At 66.0% G+C, this 20,634-nt stretch carries 17 protein-coding genes; 8 read left to right on the forward strand and 9 right to left on the reverse strand.

Annotation, left to right across the window (positions count from 1 at the left end):
* Window positions 1-80: 80 nt before the first annotated feature.
* Window positions 81-1,130 carry an L-threonylcarbamoyladenylate synthase gene (locus IE116_RS19725; protein ID WP_189614971.1) on the forward strand — a complete coding sequence of 350 codons (1,050 nt, stop codon included), beginning with the start codon at window positions 81-83 and terminating at the stop codon, window positions 1,128-1,130.
* A 108-nt stretch (window positions 1,131-1,238) separates the two neighbouring features.
* On the opposite strand, the gene IE116_RS19730 is transcribed toward IE116_RS19725, so the two are convergent.
* Complete coding sequence (locus IE116_RS19730; protein WP_189614972.1) at window positions 1,239-2,210, reverse strand: Bug family tripartite tricarboxylate transporter substrate binding protein; 972 nt, start codon at window positions 2,208-2,210, stop codon at window positions 1,239-1,241.
* A 270-nt stretch (window positions 2,211-2,480) separates the two neighbouring features.
* On the opposite strand from IE116_RS19730, the gene kdgD reads away from it, so the two are divergent.
* The 3 genes from kdgD to IE116_RS19745 all read left to right on the forward strand — a co-directional run bounded on the left by kdgD (window position 2,481) and on the right by IE116_RS19745 (window position 4,254).
* Window positions 2,481-3,398, forward strand: a complete 918-nt coding sequence (gene kdgD, locus IE116_RS19735; RefSeq protein WP_189614973.1) for a 5-dehydro-4-deoxyglucarate dehydratase — start codon at window positions 2,481-2,483, stop codon at window positions 3,396-3,398.
* 152 nt (window positions 3,399-3,550) lie between these two features.
* Window positions 3,551-3,811, forward strand: a complete 261-nt coding sequence (locus tag IE116_RS19740) for an antitoxin (RefSeq protein WP_189614974.1) — start codon at window positions 3,551-3,553, stop codon at window positions 3,809-3,811.
* Window positions 3,808-4,254 (forward strand): type II toxin-antitoxin system VapC family toxin, encoded by a 447-nt coding sequence (locus IE116_RS19745; protein ID WP_189614975.1) that lies wholly within the window; start codon window positions 3,808-3,810, stop codon window positions 4,252-4,254. The genes IE116_RS19740 and IE116_RS19745 overlap by 4 nt, the downstream gene beginning before the upstream one ends.
* A gap of 2 nt (window positions 4,255-4,256) precedes the next feature.
* Here the strand turns inward: IE116_RS19745 and IE116_RS19750 are convergent, their stop codons facing one another.
* From IE116_RS19750 to IE116_RS19775, 6 genes are all read right to left on the reverse strand, one after another.
* On the reverse strand, window positions 4,257-5,066 hold the full coding sequence (locus IE116_RS19750) for a hypothetical protein (RefSeq protein ID WP_189614976.1): 810 nt from the start codon (window positions 5,064-5,066) through the stop codon (window positions 4,257-4,259).
* Between the two features lie 93 nt (window positions 5,067-5,159).
* On the reverse strand, window positions 5,160-5,681 hold the full coding sequence (locus tag IE116_RS19755) for a flavin reductase family protein (protein WP_189614977.1): 522 nt from the start codon (window positions 5,679-5,681) through the stop codon (window positions 5,160-5,162).
* Between the two features lie 67 nt (window positions 5,682-5,748).
* On the reverse strand, window positions 5,749-6,825 hold the full coding sequence (locus tag IE116_RS19760) for a DUF72 domain-containing protein (RefSeq protein WP_189614978.1): 1,077 nt from the start codon (window positions 6,823-6,825) through the stop codon (window positions 5,749-5,751).
* A gap of 243 nt (window positions 6,826-7,068) precedes the next feature.
* Window positions 7,069-7,701 (reverse strand): pyridoxamine 5'-phosphate oxidase, encoded by a 633-nt coding sequence (gene pdxH, locus IE116_RS19765; RefSeq protein WP_189614979.1) that lies wholly within the window; start codon window positions 7,699-7,701, stop codon window positions 7,069-7,071.
* 88 nt (window positions 7,702-7,789) lie between these two features.
* A complete protein-coding gene (locus IE116_RS19770; protein ID WP_229828562.1) occupies window positions 7,790-8,404 on the reverse strand; it encodes a gamma-glutamylcyclotransferase in 615 nt (204 codons plus the stop codon).
* Complete coding sequence (locus IE116_RS19775; protein WP_189614980.1) at window positions 8,374-9,591, reverse strand: MFS transporter; 1,218 nt, start codon at window positions 9,589-9,591, stop codon at window positions 8,374-8,376. The genes IE116_RS19770 and IE116_RS19775 overlap by 31 nt, the downstream gene beginning before the upstream one ends.
* Window positions 9,592-9,752: 161 nt before the next feature.
* Between IE116_RS19775 and IE116_RS19780 the strand changes: the two genes are divergently transcribed.
* The 4 genes from IE116_RS19780 (at window position 9,753) to IE116_RS19795 (ending at window position 13,971) form a co-directional block, all read left to right on the forward strand.
* The gene (locus IE116_RS19780; RefSeq protein ID WP_189614981.1) at window positions 9,753-10,610 is read left to right on the forward strand and encodes a tRNA threonylcarbamoyladenosine dehydratase; all 858 of its coding nucleotides are present in this window, start codon (window positions 9,753-9,755) and stop codon (window positions 10,608-10,610) included.
* Window positions 10,611-10,789: 179 nt separating this feature from the next.
* Complete coding sequence (locus tag IE116_RS19785; protein ID WP_189614982.1) at window positions 10,790-11,860, forward strand: helix-turn-helix domain-containing protein; 1,071 nt, start codon at window positions 10,790-10,792, stop codon at window positions 11,858-11,860.
* Between the two features lie 113 nt (window positions 11,861-11,973).
* Complete coding sequence (locus IE116_RS19790) at window positions 11,974-12,933, forward strand: AraC-like ligand-binding domain-containing protein (protein ID WP_189614983.1); 960 nt, start codon at window positions 11,974-11,976, stop codon at window positions 12,931-12,933.
* Window positions 12,934-13,068: 135 nt separating this feature from the next.
* Window positions 13,069-13,971: a JmjC domain-containing protein gene (locus IE116_RS19795; protein ID WP_189614984.1), complete on the forward strand. Its 903-nt coding sequence runs from the start codon at window positions 13,069-13,071 to the stop codon at window positions 13,969-13,971.
* A gap of 21 nt (window positions 13,972-13,992) precedes the next feature.
* On the opposite strand, the gene IE116_RS19800 is transcribed toward IE116_RS19795, so the two are convergent.
* Together IE116_RS19800 and uvrA are read right to left on the reverse strand one after the other, a co-directional pair.
* Complete coding sequence (locus tag IE116_RS19800; protein WP_189614985.1) at window positions 13,993-14,634, reverse strand: aminotransferase class IV; 642 nt, start codon at window positions 14,632-14,634, stop codon at window positions 13,993-13,995.
* Window position 14,635: 1 nt separating this feature from the next.
* Window positions 14,636-20,476, reverse strand: a complete 5,841-nt coding sequence (gene uvrA / locus IE116_RS19805; RefSeq protein WP_189614986.1) for an excinuclease ABC subunit UvrA — start codon at window positions 20,474-20,476, stop codon at window positions 14,636-14,638.
* Between the last annotated feature and the right edge of the window lie 158 nt (window positions 20,477-20,634).

The following is a 20,634-nucleotide window of genomic DNA, read 5'->3' on the forward strand; positions in this document are numbered from 1 at the left end:
GCGCCGATCCAATCGGAAAGTGCGCCAGGGCAAGCACGCGCTTCAGTCCTCGGGCCACTTTGTATGCCGGGCGTCACGCGATGACGGACACTTCAACGCCGGCCATGTCGCCCGTGCCGCGCATCGCGCCCGCCTCGCCAGAGGCGCTGGACCGCGCCGTGGCCCTGCTGCGTGCGGGCCAGCTGGTGGCTTTTCCGACTGAGACGGTTTACGGACTGGGCGCTGACGCGTCCGACCCCGAGGCTGTCGCCCGCATCTTTGCCGCCAAGGGCCGCCCGAACGATCATCCGGTCATCGTGCACGTGGCGCCTGGCAACGATGTGTCGGCCTGGGCCGCCACGATCAATGACGATGCCCGCACGCTGATCGACGCCTTCTGGCCTGGCCCGTTGACGCTGATCCTGCCGCGTGCGGCCGGCGTACCCGACGCCGTGACGGGCGGGCAGGAGACGGTGGGCGTGCGCTGCCCGTCGCACCCGGTTGCCCAGGCGCTGCTGTCGGCCTTCGGCGGCGGCGTTGCGGCGCCGTCGGCCAACCGCTTCGGCCGCGTCAGCCCCACCACCGCGCAGCACGTGGCCGATGAATTCGGCCCTGAGCTGAGCCTGGTCCTGGACGGCGGCCCGTGCGAAGTCGGCATCGAATCGACAATTGTCGACGTGACCGGCGACACGCCCGTGCTGCTGCGCCCGGGACACATTTCGACCGCCATGCTGGCCGGCGCCCTGGGCAAGCCGGTACTGACCCGCGCGGAGCTGGATGCGCGCATGAATGCCGGCGCCCAGGCCGCGCGTGAGGTGCCTCGGGTATCGGGCGCACTGGCGGCACACTACGCGCCCCGCACGCCGCTGGAACGGGTACCGGCCGGTGCGCTGGACCTGCGCGCCCGCCTGCTGGTGGCGGCTGGCCGCCGCGTGGGCGTGTGGTCGACCGTCAAGCCCGCGGCGGACGTCATCTGGGTGGGCGCGCCGCTCGACCCGGTGGCCTACGCGCAAGACCTGTATGCCATGCTGCGATTCCTGGATACGCAAGGCTGCGACATCCTGCTGGTGGATGCGCTGCCGGATACCGACGCGTGGTCCGCAGTGAACGACCGGCTGGGGCGCGCCGTGGTGGGGTCGGGCGACGGCTGATCCGCCGCCTCGCGACGCAGATTGCGCCCACACCAATGACAAAAGCCGCCTTTCGGCGGCTTTGTCGTTGCTGCCATCGGCCCGTGGGGCCGTTGGCTTGGCAGTACGTTAGTCCAGCTTGATGTTGCCCTTCTCGACCACGGTGGCCCAGCGCTTGCGCTCGCCGCTGAAGAAGGTATCAAGTTCCTTCGGGTTCTGCACGACGACTTCTGCGCCTTGTTCCAGCAGCTTGGCCTTGATTTCCGGCGATGCGATCACACGGGCCAGTTCGGCCGACAGGCGGGTGACGGCGGCGTCGGGCGTGCCGACAGGAGCCATCACGCCTTGCCACGTGCCCGACTCAAAGCCGGTCATGCCTTGTTCGGCCAGGGTAGGGATATCCGGCACCAGGGCCATGCGCTCACGCTTGGAGATGGCAATGGCCTTGAGCTTGCCCGACTTCACATAAGGCAGGGTAGCGAGCATGCCGTTCATGATCACCTGCGTCTGGCCGCCCATGGTGTCGGTCACGGCCTGCGAGCCGCCCTTGTACGGCACGTACAGCCACTTGGCCTTGGTGGCCTGTTCCACGGCCACGCCTGCCAGGTGCGGCGCGCTGCCGATGGCGGTCACGGCAAAGCTGATCGGCTGCTTGCCGGCCAGTGCAACCAGTTCGGACAGCGTGTTGGCCGGCACCGACGGGTTCACCGCCAGGATGTGCGGCGAGTAGGCCAGCATCGAGACGCCACGCAGGTCTTTGGAAGGATCGAAGCTCAAGGTCTTGTAGACCGACGGGCTGATCGCCAGTGCGCCCACGTCGCACAGCAGGAAGGTGTGCTGGTCGGTAGCCTGGGCCACCTGTCCCGCGCCAAGGTTGCCGTTGGCGCCCGGGCGGTTGTCGACGATGACGGTCTGCTTGAGCGCGGCGCCCAGTTGCTGGCTGATCAGGCGTGCAATGATGTCGGACGATCCACCGGCAGGGTAGGGGACCACGATGCGGATCGGGCGGGTGGGCCATTCGTCTGCCGCGTTGGCGGTGGCTGCGCCACCCAGGACGGCAAGGGTGGCGAGAGCAGACGTGAGCACGCGTTTGAAGAACATGACCGGGATATCTCCGTGATGTGCAGATGCGTGGCGGAAAACGCTGCATCCGATTTGTGATAAGTCATCATACAACATGGGAAATGTTGAGCTAGCGGCTGCCTATTAGGGAGTTTCCCTTAAGCCATTCTTAAGCATCAATAGGCCTTTTCCTTGGGTGCATTAGCAACAACCCGCATTTGCTTTGCCGGATTTAAGTTGTACGATGACTTATCTCAACACGGGGCGGTGCTGTTGTAGCGGCGTCCAATTCAATGAAGGTGCGGTGCCATGCAAACGTCTCCCCAAGAACTCAAGTCCATCGTGTCCGAAGGCCTGTTGTCCTTCCCGATCACGGACTTCGACAGCAACGGCGACTTTCGCGAGTCGACCTATATCGAACGTCTGGAATGGCTGGCTCCCTACGGCGCCACGGCGCTGTTCGCTGCCGGCGGCACGGGTGAGTTCTTCTCGCTGGCGCCCGACGAATACTCGAAAGTGATCGACGCCGCCGTCAAGACCTGCGCCGGCAAGGTGCCGATCCTGGCCGGTGCTGGCGGCCCGACCCGTACGGCCATTGCGTACGCCAAGGAAGCGCAGCGTCTGGGCGCCCACGGCGTGCTGCTGATGCCGCATTACCTGACCGAAGCCAGCGAAGAAGGCATTGCCAACCACGTCGAGGAAGTCTGCAAGGCGCTGGATGTCGGCGTGATCTTCTACAACCGCGCCAACTCGCGCCTGGGCCCCGATTCGCTGGAACGCCTGGCCGACCGCTGCCCGAACCTGATCGGTTTCAAGGACGGCGTGGGCGATATCGAACACATGGTCAAGGTGCGCCGCCGCATGGGCGATCGCTTCTCGTACCTGGGTGGCCTGCCGACCGCCGAAGTCTACGCCGCGGCCTACAAGGCGCTGGGCGTGCCGGTGTACTCATCGGCCGTGTTCAACTTCATCCCGAAGACGGCCATGGACTTCTACCGCGCGATTGCCGCCGAAGACCACGCCACCGTCGGCAAGCTGATCGACGACTTCTTCCTGCCTTACCTGGAAATCCGCAACCGCCGCGCCGGCTATGCCGTCAGCATCGTCAAGGCAGGCGCGCGCCTGGTCGGCCATGACGCCGGTCCCGTCCGCGCCCCGCTGACCGACCTGAACGACAGCGAACTGGCCGACCTGGATCGCCTGATCAAGAAGCTCGGCCCCCAGTAATCCGCTGGGTGGTATGAAAAACGGCGTCCTTCCGGACGCCGTTTTTGTTTGTGCTTCGGGGTGGAACGTTTGCAGTTCGACGGGCTGCCGACCCGCCCATTGCGAGCCGTTCGATCCACGGTATATATTGTAATATATATCAGGAGGTTCATATGCCGCAGACAGCCAAGATCTTTACGACCGGTCGCAGCCAGGCAGTACGTCTTCCGCTCGAATTCCGTTTTGCAGAAAAAGAGGTGTTCATACGCCGGGATGCCGCAACGGGCGACGTGATCCTCTCGCGTCGGCCCGAGTCATGGGAAGGTTTTTTCGCACTGGACAATGGCGACGACGTCCCATCTGACTTCATGAACGAGAGTGATCGCAATCAAAGTGAGCATGTCCGCGATCCGTTCGACGATACGTCGGCATGACGACCTATCTGCTCGACACGAACACCGCCAGCCACGTCATCAAAGGCGATATTCCGCTCGTGCGCCAACGGCTTGCCGCGGTCCCCATGGCCAGCGTTGCCGTTTCGATCGTGACTCAGGCGGAGTTGCTGTACGGCGTGGCGAAACGCGGCCACCCTGCGGCGCTGGCCACACGCGTTCGTGAGTTCCTGGTTCGGGTCGACGTATTGCCCTGGACTGCCGAGGTCGGCGAAGTCTACGGCGCGCTCAGAGCCCGATGCGAGGCCGGGGGCGTTCCGTTGGGCGCCATGGACATGATGATTGCAGCGCACGCCAAGACCCTGGACCTGCTTGCCGCGCAGGTGCAAGACACCGCCATTCTCGTGACCAGAGATCGTGCTTTCTCACGTGTTCCGGGCGGCCTGGCCCTGGACGATTGGACCCAGGAGGCGTCACTCTCTTGAGATCATGACCCCGTCGCGACTGCACGCCGCCGGGCGTACGCAAACCAGCCGGCCGTCTGCCCGTTGTTGGTCGCTTCCAGCAGCAACAGCGGCTGGGCCGTGCCCGCGGCGTCGGCCACGCGGACGCCCACCCCCTGCATGGACTGGGTGGCGACGTTGGCCGCACAGCCGGACTCGCCGCCAAAGCTCAGGTTCAGGATCGTGTAGTTCTTGCTGTTGGCCCCGTTCGACAGCGCGCCATTGATGGCGCAGGGGTCAGGCTTGCCTGGCACCGTCGACGTGGCTGTGATGCGGCCGCCGCCGTCCAGGGTCACGACCAGCCGGGCGCCACTGCTGTCGCGGCCTTCCCAGGTGCCGGCATAGTCGGACAGGGGCACGGCGGTGTTGTACTGGCTGTTGAAGTTGGTGGTAAAGGTCAGGTTGTTCGGCAGGTTGCCATCGAACGCCGATGCCGTCGTCACCGAACCGGTCACGGTGCCCGTCGTCACGGTCCCGCTGGCGCCGCTTGCATAGGTCTTCCCGGTGCCCGTGAAGTTCTTGCCAGTCAGCGCGCCCGTGCCACGAAACAGACGGAAGGCCGTGTTGGCGCTTTCGTCATACGACAGGCCCCACACGTCATTGGTGGGTGTGACCAGCAGCGCGAAGGTATAGCGGTCGCTGGTCGTGCCGGTCCACAAGCCCTGGGCGTCGCTGGTCGCGCCGTTGCCGCCCCCATTGCCATTGTCGTCGGACTCGACGCCGAAGTAGCCGCCGTTGCAGGCGGCAAGCACCGCGGCGCTGAGCAGGGCGATGTAGAGAGCGGGACGGCGCATGATGGACTCCAGTTGGACGTGTTGCCGGTAGACGTAATATGGGTGGCGAGGTAAAGGGTGATGTTCAGCAAGCCGACATGGAAAAGCCTGCGGTCAGGCCGGCGTGTCGGCGGCGCGCGCCGGCTGGGGCGTCAGGTCAAAATCGCCCGCGTGAAACACCAGCGGCATGGCCGGTGTGTGCCCGCAGTGTTCGACTTCGCCCACAAAAATGCAGTGGTCGCCTTCACGATACTGGCTGCGGTTGAAACACTCGAACCAGGCGGTGCAGCCGTCGATCAAGGGGGCGCCGTTCGCACCGGGCCGCCACGGCACGTCGGTGTAGCGGTCGGCCCCCTTGCGGGTGGCGAAACGTTTGGCCAGTTCTAGCTGATCGGCGGCCAGCACATTGATCGCATAGTGCTGGCAGGCTTCCATCGTGCGGAACGAGCTGGACGTCAGCGTCAGGCTCCACAGCACCAGAGGCGGGGCCAGCGAGACGGAATTGAACGAACTGACGGTCAACCCGACAGGCTGTCCATCGGCGCCAATGGCCGTGACCAGCGTCACGCCGGTCGCAAAGCGTCCAAGGGCAGCGCGAAAGTCGGTGGAATCGAAATCCGGTGGGGCAGCGGGCATCCAGGGCGGGTGCGCGACACATCCCTGGGATGCGCAGCGACGTCAGGTTGGCTGAGAGATCTCGATTTTAGCGCGTGCGCCGGCGCGCCGTGATTTCCCTGGCAAGCGCTTCGATCGTCAGCGGCGCGCTGCCCTCGGCCTTGTTGTTGGCAACGATCCAGACGGGCTTGCCGGACTGGTGGGCAATGGCAGCCGCCTCGGCCAGCGCGTTGCGAGTATCGGGATCCGGCACGACCAGTTTGTCGAACGGCTTGAACCGGGACTTGGCGGCTTCATACCGCTGCCCGGCCAGCAGATTCCACCGGACCACGAGCGGCCCCGGCCCGGTCGCGGCCACGGCCTGCAACTGGCGCGCGGCAGGGGGCATGCGGCTGTGGATGGCGACGCAATAACGCGCATCGCGCCGCGCCAGCATCTTCATCATGCGCGGCGTGACGACATCGGCATCACGAAACTCCACCGCATAAAACCCGTGCTGCGCGGCGTCCGAGGCAGGCAGCCGCGGCAGCGCGGCCAGAAAGGCTTCCAGGCGGTCGACCCATCCTGCCGGGTCGGCCAGCACATCCATCGGCAATGGCGAAAACTGGAACACCAGCGGGCCGGCTTTGGCTCCCAGGCCTGCCAGACACGGCGTCACGAAATGCTCGGTGGCAATGGCCGCATCCAGAAAGCTGGGGTTCGGACCGGTAGGCGTGCCCTTGTCCTGACGCAGCACGGCATCGGTTACCAGATTCGGCGCCTTGACCACGAACCGGAAACCATCGGGCACCTGGCTCGCGTAGGTGGCGTACTGCGCTTCGGAAATCGGCGCATAGAAGGTCCGGTCCAGGCTCACGCTGCGCAGCAAGGGATGCTGGCCGTAGGCGCGCAGCCCTTCGCGCGACAACAGCGTTTCGCTGGCGTCGTCCCCGTAGACCAGGCCGCGCCAGCCCGGAAAGGCCCAGGACGACGTGCCCAGGTGGATGTCCCCCGGCAGATCGGCGCCCAAGGCGCGCAGGTCGTCGTCGTGATCGGCGGGCGGAACTTCGGTCGCGGCGCCGCGCGCCCGGCGTTTTTTCGCCGGTGCGGCAGAGGTGGCGTCAGCATCCGCATCCGCGGCCGGGTCGCCGGGGGTACCCACTTCGAAGAAAGACGTCTGATTCATAACTTCGTGCTTATGTATGACACATAACTTTTTGCTTATGTATTGGCGCGCGCGGAAAAGGGAGATGGCCCCCCGCTGGGTGATTCGCCGGTAATTCGTCTGGTATGCGCCCGGTATGCGCCCCGATATGTGCCTGTTATGCGCCCGTTATGCGTCTGTCATTGCGCTCGTTATCGCGACCGCGTCACGGCGCTACCAGGCTCGGTGCCGTGGTCGGGGCGGCAGGCGAATTCCCGCTGGAGTTCAAGGCGACAGACGGGCAATGCGCCAGGCGTCGCCTTCCCGCACATACGCCAGCCGGTCGTGCAGACGGGACGGGCGGCCTTGCCAGAATTCAAAACGATCGGGCACGACGCGGTAGCCACCCCAGTGCGCCGGCCGGGGCGGATCGTCACCAAGGCGCTCGCGAAATTCCGCTTCGCGTTCGCGCAGCCATTCACGGCGCGGGATTTCGGTGCTCTGGTCAGACGCCCAGGCGCCAATCCGCGAAGCCAGCGGACGGCTCTTGAAATACGCATCGGACTGTTCTTCCGATACCTTTTCGACCCGGCCTTCGATGCGGATCTGCCGTTCGTGCGGCGCCCAGAAGAACAGCAGACTGGCCCATGGGTGGCCGTCGAGCTGGTGGCCCTTGCTGGAGTGGTAGTTCGTGTAGAACACGAAGCCGCGTTCGTCGTAGTCTTTGAGCAGCACGATCCGCGCGGCGGGCCGGCCGTCATCCTTGACGGTCGCCAGGGTCATGGCGTTGGGATCGAGCAGGTTGTCCTGCAGCGCCTGTTCGAACCACGCGGTGAATTGGTCGACCGGTGAAGGCAGCGCGTCCGCTTCATGCAGCGCGCCTTGTTGGTAGGTCTTGCGAAGGTCGGCTAGCGACATGCTGGGAATCCCGGTAAAGAAGTTGCAGACGCAGGTATCGAGCGTTGGGTGTGAATCATCCACGCTCAGCCGACAGCGTCACCGGCAACTATAGCGCCGCGTGCGGGTCCTGCCGCAGTTGCGCAACGATGTGTTCCAGGCGCCGGTCATGGATGCCGCAGTCACGCAATGCTTGTTCGGTTTCCATGACGTAATCCATGCAGGGACCGTATCGGCCCCGTGCGCGCCGCACGATGTCGAGCAAACGCTGTTCCTGCAATTCCCCGGTGTAGCCGCTGGCCTGCCGGTTGATGACGAAGGCCAGTGCCGTGACGTCGCCGTCGGGCGTCGCGCAGGACAGCCACCGCGGCAGGTAGGAATCCATCAGCATCTCGCGTTGCCACAAGTCGTGGAACACGGGGCGCACCTCATCGTCAGGCACCTGCAGCACAACGCCCCGGCAGGTGCCGCCCCGGTCCAGTCCGAACACCAGGCCAGGGTCGTCTGGCGACCCGCGGTTGATGCGTGACCACAGGCACAGGGACCGGTGGTAGCCGCGCACCCGGGCCATGCGCCGGCCGGCGGGTGCGAAGCCCGGACGCCAGATCAGTGAGCCATAGCCGAATACCCAGACGTCGCCCGGCGGTCGCTGCGCCAGGGCGCGGTCCATCGAGGCAAGGAGTTGTTCCGGATCTAGTCGTGTGGCGGTACTTTGATCGAGCAAGGCGGAGTCCTTGGCGGTCCATTGAAGATGCCGCCCAGCAGCAGGCCGGTCGCCATCGTCCAGAAGGGCAGACCGACGCCCGCCACGGCGCCCAGTGCGCCGCAGGTCAGGGGCAGCGTGAACTGTCCGCCGTTGATCAGGGCCATGCGCAGGCCAAGCGCTTCAGCCGCGCGGCCCAGCGGCGCGTGGGTATGCAACAGGCCCAACAGGCTGGGTTGGCAGCTGCCCAGCGCCAGGCCCAGCAGGAAGGCAAGGCCGATTAGCACCGGCACCTGGGTGAACATCGGAAACAGCAGGTAGACCGAGCCCGCCGACAGCATGGCCGTGCGCAGCAATTGCCAGGGCGTAAGCGCGCGCTGGATCCAGGGCAGCATCATCCGCACCACGAAGGTCGCGGCGGCAAAGGTGGCCAGGATGACGCCGATGGTGGTGGCCGACAGGCCGATGCTGTTGCCGAAGATCGGCATCATGAAGGCGTTGACGTCCCAGGCGCCCGACAGCAGCAGGGTGGCGATCAGGATCTTGCGCATGACCGGCATGGCGAGCAGGTCGCTCAGCTGCGCGTTTTCCTGGCGGGCCACCAGGTTGAGCGTGCGCGGCAGCAGCCGCCGGTAGTGGATCAGCGCAACCAATGCGGCCAGCGGCGCAAGCGTCAGGATGCCGAAGGACCACCGGTAGCCGAGATGATCGATGGCCAGCCCGGCCACCAGCGGCCCGCTGAATCCGGAAATCGACATGGATATCGACAGCCGCGCGAAGTTCACGATGCGCCGCTCGGGCGGCATGTTGGCGCCCATCAGGTTCTGCGCGGCAATGATGTAGAGCATGCAGCCGATGCCTACCGTACAGCTCGACAGGAACAGCACTTCGGTGCGGGAGATGGCAAAAGGAAGCATGCTGCCGAAGATCAGCAGCAAGGTGCCGACCCGCATGGGCCGGCGCACGCCAATCCGGTCCACCCAGCGGCCGGTGTGCACCGACAGCAGCATGGGCAGCAGCGCGAACAGCGCCATCAGCACGCCGACCGTGAAGCTCGACGCGCCCTGGCTGAGCGAGCCGAGGGCGACCGTCACGCGGCCGCCGGTCAATGCAAAGTGGTTCAGGATCGCCAGGCCGCAAAAGACGTACACGCCGCGGTTGGAGAGTGTGGAGGAGGGCGCAGTCTCTTGCGCGGTGCCTGCAGGCACTTGGAGTAGGGAACCGTCTTCGGCCACAGCGTAAGACCCGATCCTGAATATTGAGCATGTTCATTCTACTCCCGGCGCCTTGCGGCGGTGGGAAGGGCGCGCGTCACGGCGCTGCTAACATGGCGCGATCCGCCTTCGCCGGCAACCCTGGATGACCTTGCATGACCCCTGAAGACACCCTCCCGCTGGACCGCGAGCGACGTTTTGGCGGCGTTGCGCGCCTGCATGGCGAGCGCGCCCTCGACACGATGGCCAACGCACGCGTGGCCGTCGTCGGATTGGGCGGCGTCGGTTCATGGGCCGCCGAAGCGCTTGCTCGCTGCGGTATCGGTGGACTGACCCTGATCGATCTCGACCACGTGGCCGAGTCCAACATCAATCGCCAGGTGCATGCGCTGGAAAACACCCTGGGCATGGCCAAGATCGACGCCATGGCCGAGCGCATCCTGGCCATCAATCCGGATTGCCGCCTGACCCGGGTCGACGATTTCCTGACCCCGGACAATGCCGCCGACCTGCTCGGCGACCCCCAGGCCGGCCCCCTGACGGCCATCCTGGATTGCACCGACCAGGCCGCGGCCAAGGTCGCCATGATCCTGTTCGCCAAAGCCAATAACGTACCCGTCGTGGTCTGTGGCGGCGCGGGCGGCAAGACCAACCCGCTGGCGCTGCGGGCGACCGACATCACCGAAACCCTGAATGACGCGCTGCTTGCCAAGGTCCGCAACCAGCTGCGGCGCCAGCACGGCTTTGCGCGTGCCGCCACGCCGGGGGGCAAGCCGCTCAAGCGCATCCCGAAAATGCACATTCGCGCCTTGTGGGTGAACCAGCCGGTCCGCCTGCCTGCCGCGTGGGTCGACGCCGCGCTGACCGCGGAACCCGGTACAGAGGGCGCTGAAGCCCTGCAGGGCCTGTCTTGCGCCGGCTACGGGTCGATCGTGACCGTGACGGCAGCCATGGGGCTGGCCGCCGCGCACGAAGTGCTGCACCTTCTGTTCGGCGGTTCGCAGCCGGCCTGAGCGGGGCGGCCCGGGCCGCGGCGCCTTGGCATGTCGTGCTGCGCGCAACGCCCGGCGCGAAGGAAGGTCAAGGAAGTGATCGCCCACGCTTTATTACCTTATGTTTGCGCTATGCTCACATTTGGTGACAAGAGCCAGAGCAACCACTTCGGTCCAGCCGACGCTGCAAGGACGACCCCGTGGCAGAGCCGCGCCTTCCCGACACGATTCACAGCAACCATTTCCACACGGCCGCCCTGGGGTCGGGTGATGACGCGTTCTGGGCGTGGCGTGAGGCGGTCTCCCCCCTGTTCGACGTGGCCTTGCCATCGCCCGATGACGTCGACACCTTTGCGGCCGAGGTGCGTTCCTATCATCCCGGTCCCATCCTGTTCGCATCGGTTGCTGCCTCGGCGCAGCATTTCCGCCGCGCGCCCGGCACCATCGCGCGCAACGGCATCAACCACTATCTGGTCCAGTTGTACCGGCAGGGCGGCTATCACGGAGACGCCAATGGCCGGAGCGTCGTGGTCGGCCCGGGCGATATCAGCGTGCTGGACATGTCGCTGCCGCTGCAGACACGCGCGCAGGCCTTCGAGAACATCAGCGTCATCGTCCCGCGCCAGATGCTGGCGCCGCTGCTTGCCTCGCCCGATGCCGTCCATGGGACGGTCCTGCGCGCCGGCACCGGCGCCGGCGCCTTGCTGCGCGACCACCTGACCACCTTGTTCGAGAACGCCGCCGACCTGAGAGCCGACGAAGCCGAGGCGATCATGCAGGGAACCGTGTCACTGATGGGGGCATGTATCGGGCCGACGGCCGACGCGCGCGAGATGGCGATGGACGACATCCGCGCCGCCACGCTGGTTGGCATCAAACGATTCATTGAAGGCAATCTGGGCGACGCCGATCTGAATGCCGAACGGGTGTGCGGACGCTTTGGCGTATCGCGTCCGACGCTGTACCGGTTGTTCGAGCCCTATGGCGGCTTCATGCGCTACATCCAGGAGCGCCGCCTGCGCCGCTGCTTTACCGAACTGACATCGCCGCATGCCGGCAGCCAGCGGATCGCCGATATCGCCCAGCGCTGGGGTTTCGGCAATGAAGCCACGTTCAGCCGGGCGTTCCGCCGCCAGTTCGACGTGTCGCCGCGCGAATTGCGGCATGCCGCCGCCAAGTCCGGCGGCCGCACTGGCCATGTGCCTGGCGTCTCGCGCTGGAACACCGAGAGCCTGATCGAAAGCTGGTTGTTGAGCCTGGGAGACAGCTGACGATGGGCGCCATGCACGACGCACCGAATGGGAGTGCCCTCTGCACCCCGACCCTGCGGTTCGACAGCGCCAATTTCCATTCGCCTGCGGAAGCTTTCGACCGGTGGCGGGACATGCTGGCACCAGTCTACGACGTGTCGCGCCCATCGGCTGCCGAACTGATCCGATTCCATGCGCAGCTGACGGCCATGCATCTGGGGCCTGCCCTGATTTCCTACGCCGTTGCCGCCGCGCAGCATTGCCAGCGCAGCAGCACCACGATCGCCCGCAGCCAGGTCGATCACCTGATGGCGCACACCTGTCTGGAAGGCGGTTATCACGGCGTGACCGATGGCCGGGCCTTCCAGGTGTCACCGGGCGATGTGGGTATCTTCGATCTGTCGCGCACCTGGCATGCGACCTGCAAACCCTTCCGGCATCTGTCGCTGCTCTTGCCGCGCACCCTGCTCGAGCCGCTGCTGACCCGGCCCGACCGCGCCCACGGTACCGTGCTGAGCGGCGCCACGCCCGCCGGCAGGCTGCTGTGCGAGCACCTGCAGTCCCTGTGGCGCAACCTGCCGCAGTTGACGCAGGACGATGCCCAGCGCGTCCTGCTCGGATCGGCGTCGCTGATCGCGGGCTGCCTGGGCCCGACGCAGGGCGCGCACGAGTCGCCCGTTCGCGCCGCTTCATTCGCCCGCATCCGGCGGTACGTGGACACCAACCTGACGCGGCCCGACCTGAACGCCGAGCAGGTGTGCGACCGCTTCGGGCTGTCGCGGTCCACGCTGTTCCGGTTGTTCGCGCCGTTTGGCGGCTTTGCCCACTACGTGCGCGATCAGCGGCTGCGCGCCTGTTTCCGCGATATCGCGTCGCCCGCGCAAGCCCATCGTCGCATTTCCGATATCGCCGAACACTGGTGTTTCAACAACGAGGCGGTCTTCAGCCGCGCCTTCCGGAGGCTGTTCGATGCATCGCCGCGGGACGTGCGGCAGGCGGCGCTTGCGTGGGCCACCTTGCCCGAACACTACGCGCCGCGATCGGCGCCGGCGCCTTCGATGACGCCCCTAGATACGGCAGCAAGGATGAGCTGAAGAACGAGGCACGTTGTATGATCAACAACCATCAACGCCCAGGACAATCGCTCGCGCACGATCTTCTCGCGAGACCCTTTTAGACGTTCCTGGTGGCGCACGTCATGGCGTGCCCGATTCATTCCCTCAGTCCAGATGCCCCTTGCCGTGTCGACCCTCGACGGGTTATCCGACGCCGTGTTCACCACGTTGCTTCATGACGTGAAGGCGCCGCATTTCCTGAATCAACACCTCGATCGCCGCGCGGTGATCCTGACGGGCGAACCGGCGCGTTTCGACGGCCTGTTCGATGGTCGGACCTTCTGCGCGCTGGCGGTTGATGCGGGCCGGCTGCATGCGTCCTTTGTCGATGTGGATGGGTGGATGGTGAATGTGGCGATCGCGCCGGGGCAGATCCAGCGGATGCTGGGCGCCGGCATGTCGGTGCTGGCCGAAAAGCTGCCGGAACAGGGCCGGCTCGAGGCGTTTCTTGATGCCTATCGCAGTGTGCAGCCTTCGGCCCAACCGCTGCAGCTCGATGGCGCCGTGTGTCCGAACCGGTCATTGCATCCGCTTGGCATCCACAGCACGCCGATCTGTATTTTTCAGGTGGCCGGCCGCTACACGTGGCGGTATGTGCCCGAGCCGATCCCGGGCGGCGCGCCGCTCGACGTCACCATGCCGGCCGACGTCGACAGCCTGCCCTTGCCGTGGGGCGACCTGCTGCGTCCGCCCGCCGACGCATTCGTCGAACAGACGCTCAATCCGGGCGATACCTTCTATCTGCCGGCCGGGTGCTGGCATGAAGGCTTTTCGGTGGGTGAATCGACCGTGCTGGCAGCGACCGTCAAACGGCGTGCGCCGCTCGACATCCTTCGTGGCCTGATGGCGAACGCCACGGCCGATCCAGCCAGCCCGCGTCCGCCGCTGCAGCGCGTGTCGCCTGCCGAGATGGCTGCCAGCGTGCAGCGCACGGTGGCAGGCGGGTGGTCGGCCGCCGACCTCAATGCCACCTGGCAGGCCTTGCTGGATGAAGCCGGCCGGCCCGCGGCAAACTGAGCCCGCCTGACCTGGGTATCGCTACGCAACCTCGCCCGGCAACAGCGTCACATCGAACCAACCGCGCAAGGCATTCGACAGCCGCAGGCCTTCCGCGCGCATCAGGTCGTCGCGCGTCAGCACACCCTCTATCGCCGCCTCGTCATCCAGCAACGCCGCCCGCTGCGCGCCGGGCAGCAGACCCGACGTGATCGGCGGCGTTACCCATTGCCCGTCGATCAACAGATAGACGTTGCACCGGCTGCCTTCGCACAGCTCGTCCCGTTCATTGAAATAGAGCAGGTCAAAGTGGTCCGGATGCGTCGCGATCCATGCCGCCGCGCCGGCGTACCACGGCCGATGCGTCGTCTTGTGCCGCAGCAGCGGTTCGTCGGACACCAGCTGCTGGCTGGCAACCATCACGCGCGGGGTGACAGGCAGGGGCGGCAGCACCTGCGTTTCGATGTCGATGACGCCGTCATCACTTACCCGCAGCCGAAGGCGATGGGACACCCCTTCGGCCAGGGGCGCGGCGGCCCGCGCAATGGCGCGTTGCGGCGCATCGATCGACCACCGGTACCCCAGTGCGGTCGATGACGCCCCCAGCCGTTCGATGTGCCACGGCAGCAAGGGCATGCGGCCATCGGCCTCCACCCGCAGGGTTTCGATCAGGTGCGGACGCATGTCACGAAGCCTCCTGCTGCTGCGCCATGAACTCGTGCAGCACCTGTCCGGTATGGGACTGGTCACGGTAATCCATTACCGCTTCCGGGGTGCCTTCGATCACCAGCTGCCCGCCTTCGTTGCCGCCTTCCGGACCCATGTCCAGCAGCCAGTCGGCTTCGGCAATCACGTCCAGATTGTGCTCGATCACGACCACCGTGTTGCCGGCTTCGACCAGGCGATGCAGCACGCGGATCAGTTTTTCCACGTCGGCCATCGACAGGCCCACCGTGGGCTCGTCCAGCACATACAGGGTATGCGGCTGGCGATACCCGCGGCCGGTCCGCATCGTGCCGTCTTCCAGGCGCGCCTTGGCCAGCTCGGTCACCAGCTTGATCCGCTGCGCCTCGCCGCCCGACAGGGTAGGAGAGGGCTGGCCCAGCGTCAGGTAGCCCAGTCCCACGCTTTGCAACAGCAGCAGCGGATTCAGGATGGACGGATGGGCGCCGAAGTACTCCACCGCGTCATCCACTTCCATGCCCAGCACTTCACCCACGCTTTTGCCGCGCATGTGCACGGCCAGCGTTTCGCGGTTGAAGCGGCCGCCATTGCAGGCATCGCACGGCACCTTCACGTCGGGCAGGAAGTTCATCTCGATGGTGCGCATGCCCTGGCCTTCGCAGACCTCGCAGCGTCCACCGGCCGTATTGAAGCTGAAGCGGCCCGCGGTCCACCCGCGCATGCGGGATTCCAGCGTGTCGGCAAACTGCTTGCGCACGGTATCCCAGAAGCCCACGTACGTGGCCGGGCAGGAGCGTGGCGTCTTGCCGATCGGCGTCTGGTCCACTTCCAGCACCCGGTCGATGGTTTCCCATCCGGTGATGCCGGCGCAGCCCTTCCAGGCCATCTTCGTCCGTTTTTCTTCGCGCAAGGCCGCGTTTGCCACTTCGCGATGCAGGTTGTCGAGCAGCACTTCACGCGCCAGCGTCGACTTGCCCGACCCCGACACCCCCGTCACGACCGTCAACCGGCCGATCGGGAAGCGGGCCTCGACATTCGCCAGGTTGTGCAGGCGCGCGCCCTTGACCTGGATCGACGGCGTGTCGGCGTCGACCGGCCGCCGCGGCTGCAGCGGGTGCTTGAGCGGATGCCGCAGATACTTGCCGGTCAGCGAATCGGGATTGTCCATGATGTCCTGGACCGTTCCCTGCGCGACCACCCGGCCGCCCCGCACCCCGGCGCCCGGACCGATATCGATCACGTGCGCCGCGCGGCGGATGGTGTCTTCGTCGTGCTCCACCACCACCAGCGTATTGCCCTTGCCTTCAAGCCGCGACAGCGCATTCAGCAGAATGCGGTTGTCGCGCGGGTGCAGGCCGATGGTCGGCTCATCCAGCACGTAGCACACGCCCTGCAGGTTGGAGCCCAGTTGCGCGGCCAGCCGGATCCGCTGCGCCTCGCCACCCGACAGCGTCGGCGCGGCGCGGTCCAGCGCCAGGTAGCCCAGCCCGACTTCTTCCAGGAAGTCGAGCCGGCTGCGCAGCTCGGTCAGAATGTCGCGGGCAATCTCGGCCTCGCGGCCATGGGTTTCCAGCTTCTGGAAAAAGCTGCCCGCATCCCGCACCGCCAGCGACGCCATCTGCGCGATCGACTTGCCGCGCCAGCGCACGGCCAGGGCGTTGCGGTTCAGGCGCTGCCCTTCGCAGGTCGGGCAGGCCACCGCTTCGCCTTCGAACGCGGCGTTCCAGGCAGCTTCTTCACCGGTCTGTTCGTGGTCGAAGCCTTCCAGCTTGACGCCCGTGCCAAAGCACGACGGGCACCAGCCATGCTTGGAGTTGTACGAGAACATGCGCGGATCCGGCTCGGGAAAGCTCAGGCCGCAGCATGGGCAGGCACGCTTGACTGAAAACACGCGTTGTTCCAGCGACGGCGCCGCCGCGGCGCTGTCGGCGGCCATGGCCTCGCGCAGCCGCTCCAGCGGCCACACGACGCTCATCACGCCATTGCCATGTTCCAGCGCAACGTCGATCGCCTTGCGCAGCTGCGCTTCATTGGCCGGATCAACCATGAAGTCGGCCACCGGCAGCTCAATGTTGTGTTCCTTGAAGCGGTCCAGGCGCGGCCAGCGCGCGGTCGGCAGGAAGGCGCCATCGACCCGCAGGTGCGAGTGGCCCTTGTTGGCCGCCCACTTGGCCATGTCGGTGTAGAAGCCCTTGCGCGCGGTGACCAGCGGCGCCATCACGCCAATGTGCTGGCCCTTCAACTCGCGCATGATGCGATCCACGATCAGATCGAAGGTTTGCGGCTCGACCGGCACATCGCAGTTCGGGCAGTACTGCGTGCCCAGCTTCATGTACAGCAGCCGCATGAAGTGATGCGTCTCGGTCATGGTCGCGACAGTTGATTTGCGGCCGCCGCGGCTGGTGCGCTGCTCGATCGCCACAGTGGGCGGGATGCCGAAAATCGCGTCCACGTCCGGCTTGCCCGCGGGCTGCACAATCGACCGTGCGTAGGCGTTCAAGGACTCCAGATAGCGGCGCTGTCCTTCGTTGAACAGGATGTCGAAGGCCAGTGTCGACTTGCCGGATCCCGACACGCCCGTGATCACCGTGAACACGTTGTGCGGAATGTCGACGTCGATGCCCTTCAGGTTGTGCTCGCGCGCATTCTTGATTTCGATAGCCGTGGACCGGCGCTTGGTCAGCACGTTCTGCAGCGGCACGCCCAGGTCGTCGGCAATGTCTTCCGCCAGATGACTGGCGGCTTCGATCTCGGTGCGGCTGGTGGCGTACGGCGCCATGCGCTCGGCCAGGGTCAGGTCGGGCGACATCTCGGGCCGGTTGGCATCCAGCGCGCCGATCTCGTGTTCGTACTCGCGCAGGGCCAGGCCGGTATGCGATGCGGGCGTGTTCATGACCTGCTCGGGCGTGCCCACGGCCACGATCTCGCCGCCGGCATCGCCACCTTCCGGACCCAGGTCGATCAGCCAGTCCGACGCACGGATCACGTCCAGGTTGTGCTCGATCACGATCAGCGTGTGGCCCGCGGCCAGCAGCTTGCGGAAGGCGCCCATCAGGCGCGCAATGTCGTCGAAGTGCAGACCGGTGGTCGGCTCGTCGAACAGGAACAGGCTGCCCTTTTTCGACAGCTTGGCCCCCATGGTCGAAATGCCCGACCGGGCTGCCTCGGCCAGGTGGCCCGCCAGTTTCAGGCGCTGCGCTTCGCCCCCCGACAGGGTCGGCACCGGTTGCCCCAGGCGCAGGTATTCCAGGCCCACGTCAGCCAACGGCGCAAGGCCATACTGCACGTCGCGCTCGCCTGCAAAGAACTGCAGGGCTTCGGTCACGGTCATGTCCAGCACGTCGGAAATCGATGCCGCGCGGCCATTGCGTTCCACCGTCACTTCGCGCACTTCGGCGCGAAAGCGCGTGCCATCACAATCCGGGCAGCGGATGTACACGTCGGACAGGAACTGCATTTCCACGTGTTCGAAGCCCGTGCCGCCGCAGGTCGGGCAGCGCCCGTCGCCCGCGTTGAAGCTGAACATGCCGGCCGTGTAATTGCGTTCCTTCGACAGGCGCGCCTGCGCAAAGATCTTGCGGATGCCATCAAAGGCGCCCACGTAGCTGGCCGGGTTGGACCGCGCCGTCTTGCCGATCTGCGACTGGTCCACCATCACCACGTCCACCAGCCAGTCGTCACCCAGGATGCGGTCGTGCGCGCCAGGGGTTTCGGTGGGCTTGCCCTTGAGCTTGAGCAGGGCGGGATACAGCACGTCCTGCACCAGTGTCGACTTGCCTGAGCCGGATACCCCCGTCACCGTCACCAGACGGCCCAGCGGGAATTCCACGGTCACGTTCTTCAGGTTGTGCTCGCGCGCGCCTTCGACGATCAGGCGCGGCGTGCTGGCCGTGACCGGCATCGGACGCGGCGCGGCCACGTGCCGGCGGCCCGACAGGTAATCGCCCGTCAGGGTCTTGGCCGTGCGCAACTGCGCCGGCGAGCCGTTGAACACGATGTTGCCGCCGCGTTCGCCCGGACCCGGGCCGATGTCGATCACCCGATCGGCGGCCAGCATGACCTGCGGATCATGTTCGACCACCACGAGCGAATTGCCCGCGTCGCGCAGGCGGTGCATGACTTCGACAATGCGGTTCATGTCGCGCGGATGCAGGCCGATGGACGGCTCATCCAGCACGAACAGCGTGTTGACCAGCGAGGTGCCCAGCGCAGTCGTCAGGTTGATCCGCTGCACTTCACCGCCCGACAAGGTGCGGCTCTGGCGATCCAGGGTCAGGTAGCCCAGGCCCACGTCGCACAGGAACTTCAGGCGGGCGCGGACTTCTTCCAGCAGCAGGTCGGTCGCGGCATCCAGCACGCCATCGAACTGCAGGTCGTCGCAAAAGCGGCGCACCCGGTCGATCGGCAACATCATCAGGTCATGGATGCTCAGGCCGGGCAGGGATGCCAGCGTGGCCGCGCTCCAGGCCGCATGCACGGGCCGAAAACGCGTGTACTTGCTGTCGGTCTGCGGCAGCACGGCATCGGCGTCGGCCTTGCTGCCCACGCGCCACAACAAGGCATCGGGCTTCAGGCGCGAGCCGCGGCACACGTCGCACGGGGTGTAGGCGCGGTACTTCGACAGCAGCACCCGGATGTGCATCTTGTAGGCTTTGGTCTCGAGCCAGTCAAAGAAGCGCTTCACGCCGTACCACTGGTTTTTCCACGCGTTGCTCGCGCCCTTCCAGTCCGGCGTGCCGTTCAGCACCCATTCGCGCTGCGCGTCCGTCAGGCGCGCCCACGGCACGTCCAGCGGAATGCCCGCGCGGCCGGCGTACTTGACCAGATCGTCCTGGCATTCCTTGTTGCTGGCGGTCTGCCACGGCTTGACCGCGCCACCGCGCAAGGTCTTGTTCACGTCCGGCACGACCAGCCCGTAATCGACACCGATCACCCGCCCGAAGCCCCGACACGCCTCGCAGGCGCCCAGCGGCGAATTGAACGAAAACGCGCTCGGTGTGGGCGCCGAATACGAAATGTCGCTGTCGGCACAGTGCAGTTCATCGCTGAACTTCCAGACGGTCGTGTCGGTGCCGTCGTCACCCAGCACGCGCACGTCGACCCGGCCCGCGCCCAGGCGCAGCGCGGCATCCAGCGCTTCCATCACACGGGCGCGCTCGGCGCTGCCCATCCGCAGGCGATCCTGCACCACGTCCAGGATCTGCGCCGCGTCCTTGCCGCTGCCCACCGCGCGCCGGGCATGCACCCGCGTGTAGCCCTGGCGTTCCAGGAAGGCGCGGATCTCGTCCTCGCCATAATTGGCCGGCACCTGCACCGGGAACGTGATCGCCAGCCGCGGATCGCCGGCCTTGGCGGCACGGTCGGCCAGCATGTCGTAGATCGAATCGGGGGTGTCCTTGCGCACCGGCTGCGCGGTCTGCCGGTCATACAGCGTGGCCGCGCGCGCAAACAGCAGCTTCAGGTGGTCGTTCAGCTCGGTCATCGTGCCGACCGTGCTGCGCGAACTGCGCACCGGATTGGTCTGGTCGATGGCGATCGCCGGTGGAATCCCGTCGATGCGGTCCACCTGCGGCTTGTCCATCCGGTCCAGGAACTGGCGCGCGTAGGGCGAGAAGGTCTCGACATACCGCCGCTGCCCTTCGGCATACAGCGTGTCGAAAACCAGTGAGCTTTTACCCGACCCCGATACGCCGGTCACCACCACGAGTTCGTTGGTGGGAATGGTCAGGGTCAGGTTCTTGAGATTGTTCTGGCGGGCGCCAACGACCTGGATATCGGATGTGCCGGAGTCGGTGTCGAGGGCGGTGTCGGAGACTGCTGGGGGAGTAGAGGCGGACGTCATGGGTGCAAGATGGGGCCGGTTGGCTCGTCGGCAATCCTTCCATCGTAGCCCGTTACAAGGCCGCGCGAAAAATGCCACACCGCAGAGCATTCGGCAACGCCTGACAAGCTTTGGTAACACCTGAGGACTCAGTCCTTTGGCGGAGCGGCGAGTAAGAT

Origin of the sequence: Pigmentiphaga litoralis, assembly GCF_014651835.1 — a bacterium.
In the GTDB taxonomy this organism is placed as follows: domain Bacteria; phylum Pseudomonadota; class Gammaproteobacteria; order Burkholderiales; family Burkholderiaceae_B; genus Pigmentiphaga; species Pigmentiphaga litoralis.

Coding starts and splice junctions, on each gene's coding strand:
- IE116_RS19725 (WP_189614971.1), top strand. CDS start 81: ATGACGGACACTTCAACGCCGGCCATGTCGCCCGTGCCGCGCATCGCG.
- IE116_RS19730 (WP_189614972.1), bottom strand. CDS start 2,210: ATGTTCTTCAAACGCGTGCTCACGTCTGCTCTCGCCACCCTTGCCGTC.
- kdgD (WP_189614973.1), top strand. CDS start 2,481: ATGCAAACGTCTCCCCAAGAACTCAAGTCCATCGTGTCCGAAGGCCTG.
- IE116_RS19740 (WP_189614974.1), top strand. CDS start 3,551: ATGCCGCAGACAGCCAAGATCTTTACGACCGGTCGCAGCCAGGCAGTA.
- IE116_RS19745 (WP_189614975.1), top strand. CDS start 3,808: ATGACGACCTATCTGCTCGACACGAACACCGCCAGCCACGTCATCAAA.
- IE116_RS19750 (WP_189614976.1), bottom strand. CDS start 5,066: ATGCGCCGTCCCGCTCTCTACATCGCCCTGCTCAGCGCCGCGGTGCTT.
- IE116_RS19755 (WP_189614977.1), bottom strand. CDS start 5,681: ATGCCCGCTGCCCCACCGGATTTCGATTCCACCGACTTTCGCGCTGCC.
- IE116_RS19760 (WP_189614978.1), bottom strand. CDS start 6,825: ATGAATCAGACGTCTTTCTTCGAAGTGGGTACCCCCGGCGACCCGGCC.
- pdxH (WP_189614979.1), bottom strand. CDS start 7,701: ATGTCGCTAGCCGACCTTCGCAAGACCTACCAACAAGGCGCGCTGCAT.
- IE116_RS19780 (WP_189614981.1), top strand. CDS start 9,753: ATGACCCCTGAAGACACCCTCCCGCTGGACCGCGAGCGACGTTTTGGC.
- IE116_RS19790 (WP_189614983.1), top strand. CDS start 11,974: ATGCTGGCACCAGTCTACGACGTGTCGCGCCCATCGGCTGCCGAACTG.
- IE116_RS19795 (WP_189614984.1), top strand. CDS start 13,069: ATGCCCCTTGCCGTGTCGACCCTCGACGGGTTATCCGACGCCGTGTTC.
- IE116_RS19800 (WP_189614985.1), bottom strand. CDS start 14,634: ATGCGTCCGCACCTGATCGAAACCCTGCGGGTGGAGGCCGATGGCCGC.
- uvrA (WP_189614986.1), bottom strand. CDS start 20,476: ATGACGTCCGCCTCTACTCCCCCAGCAGTCTCCGACACCGCCCTCGAC.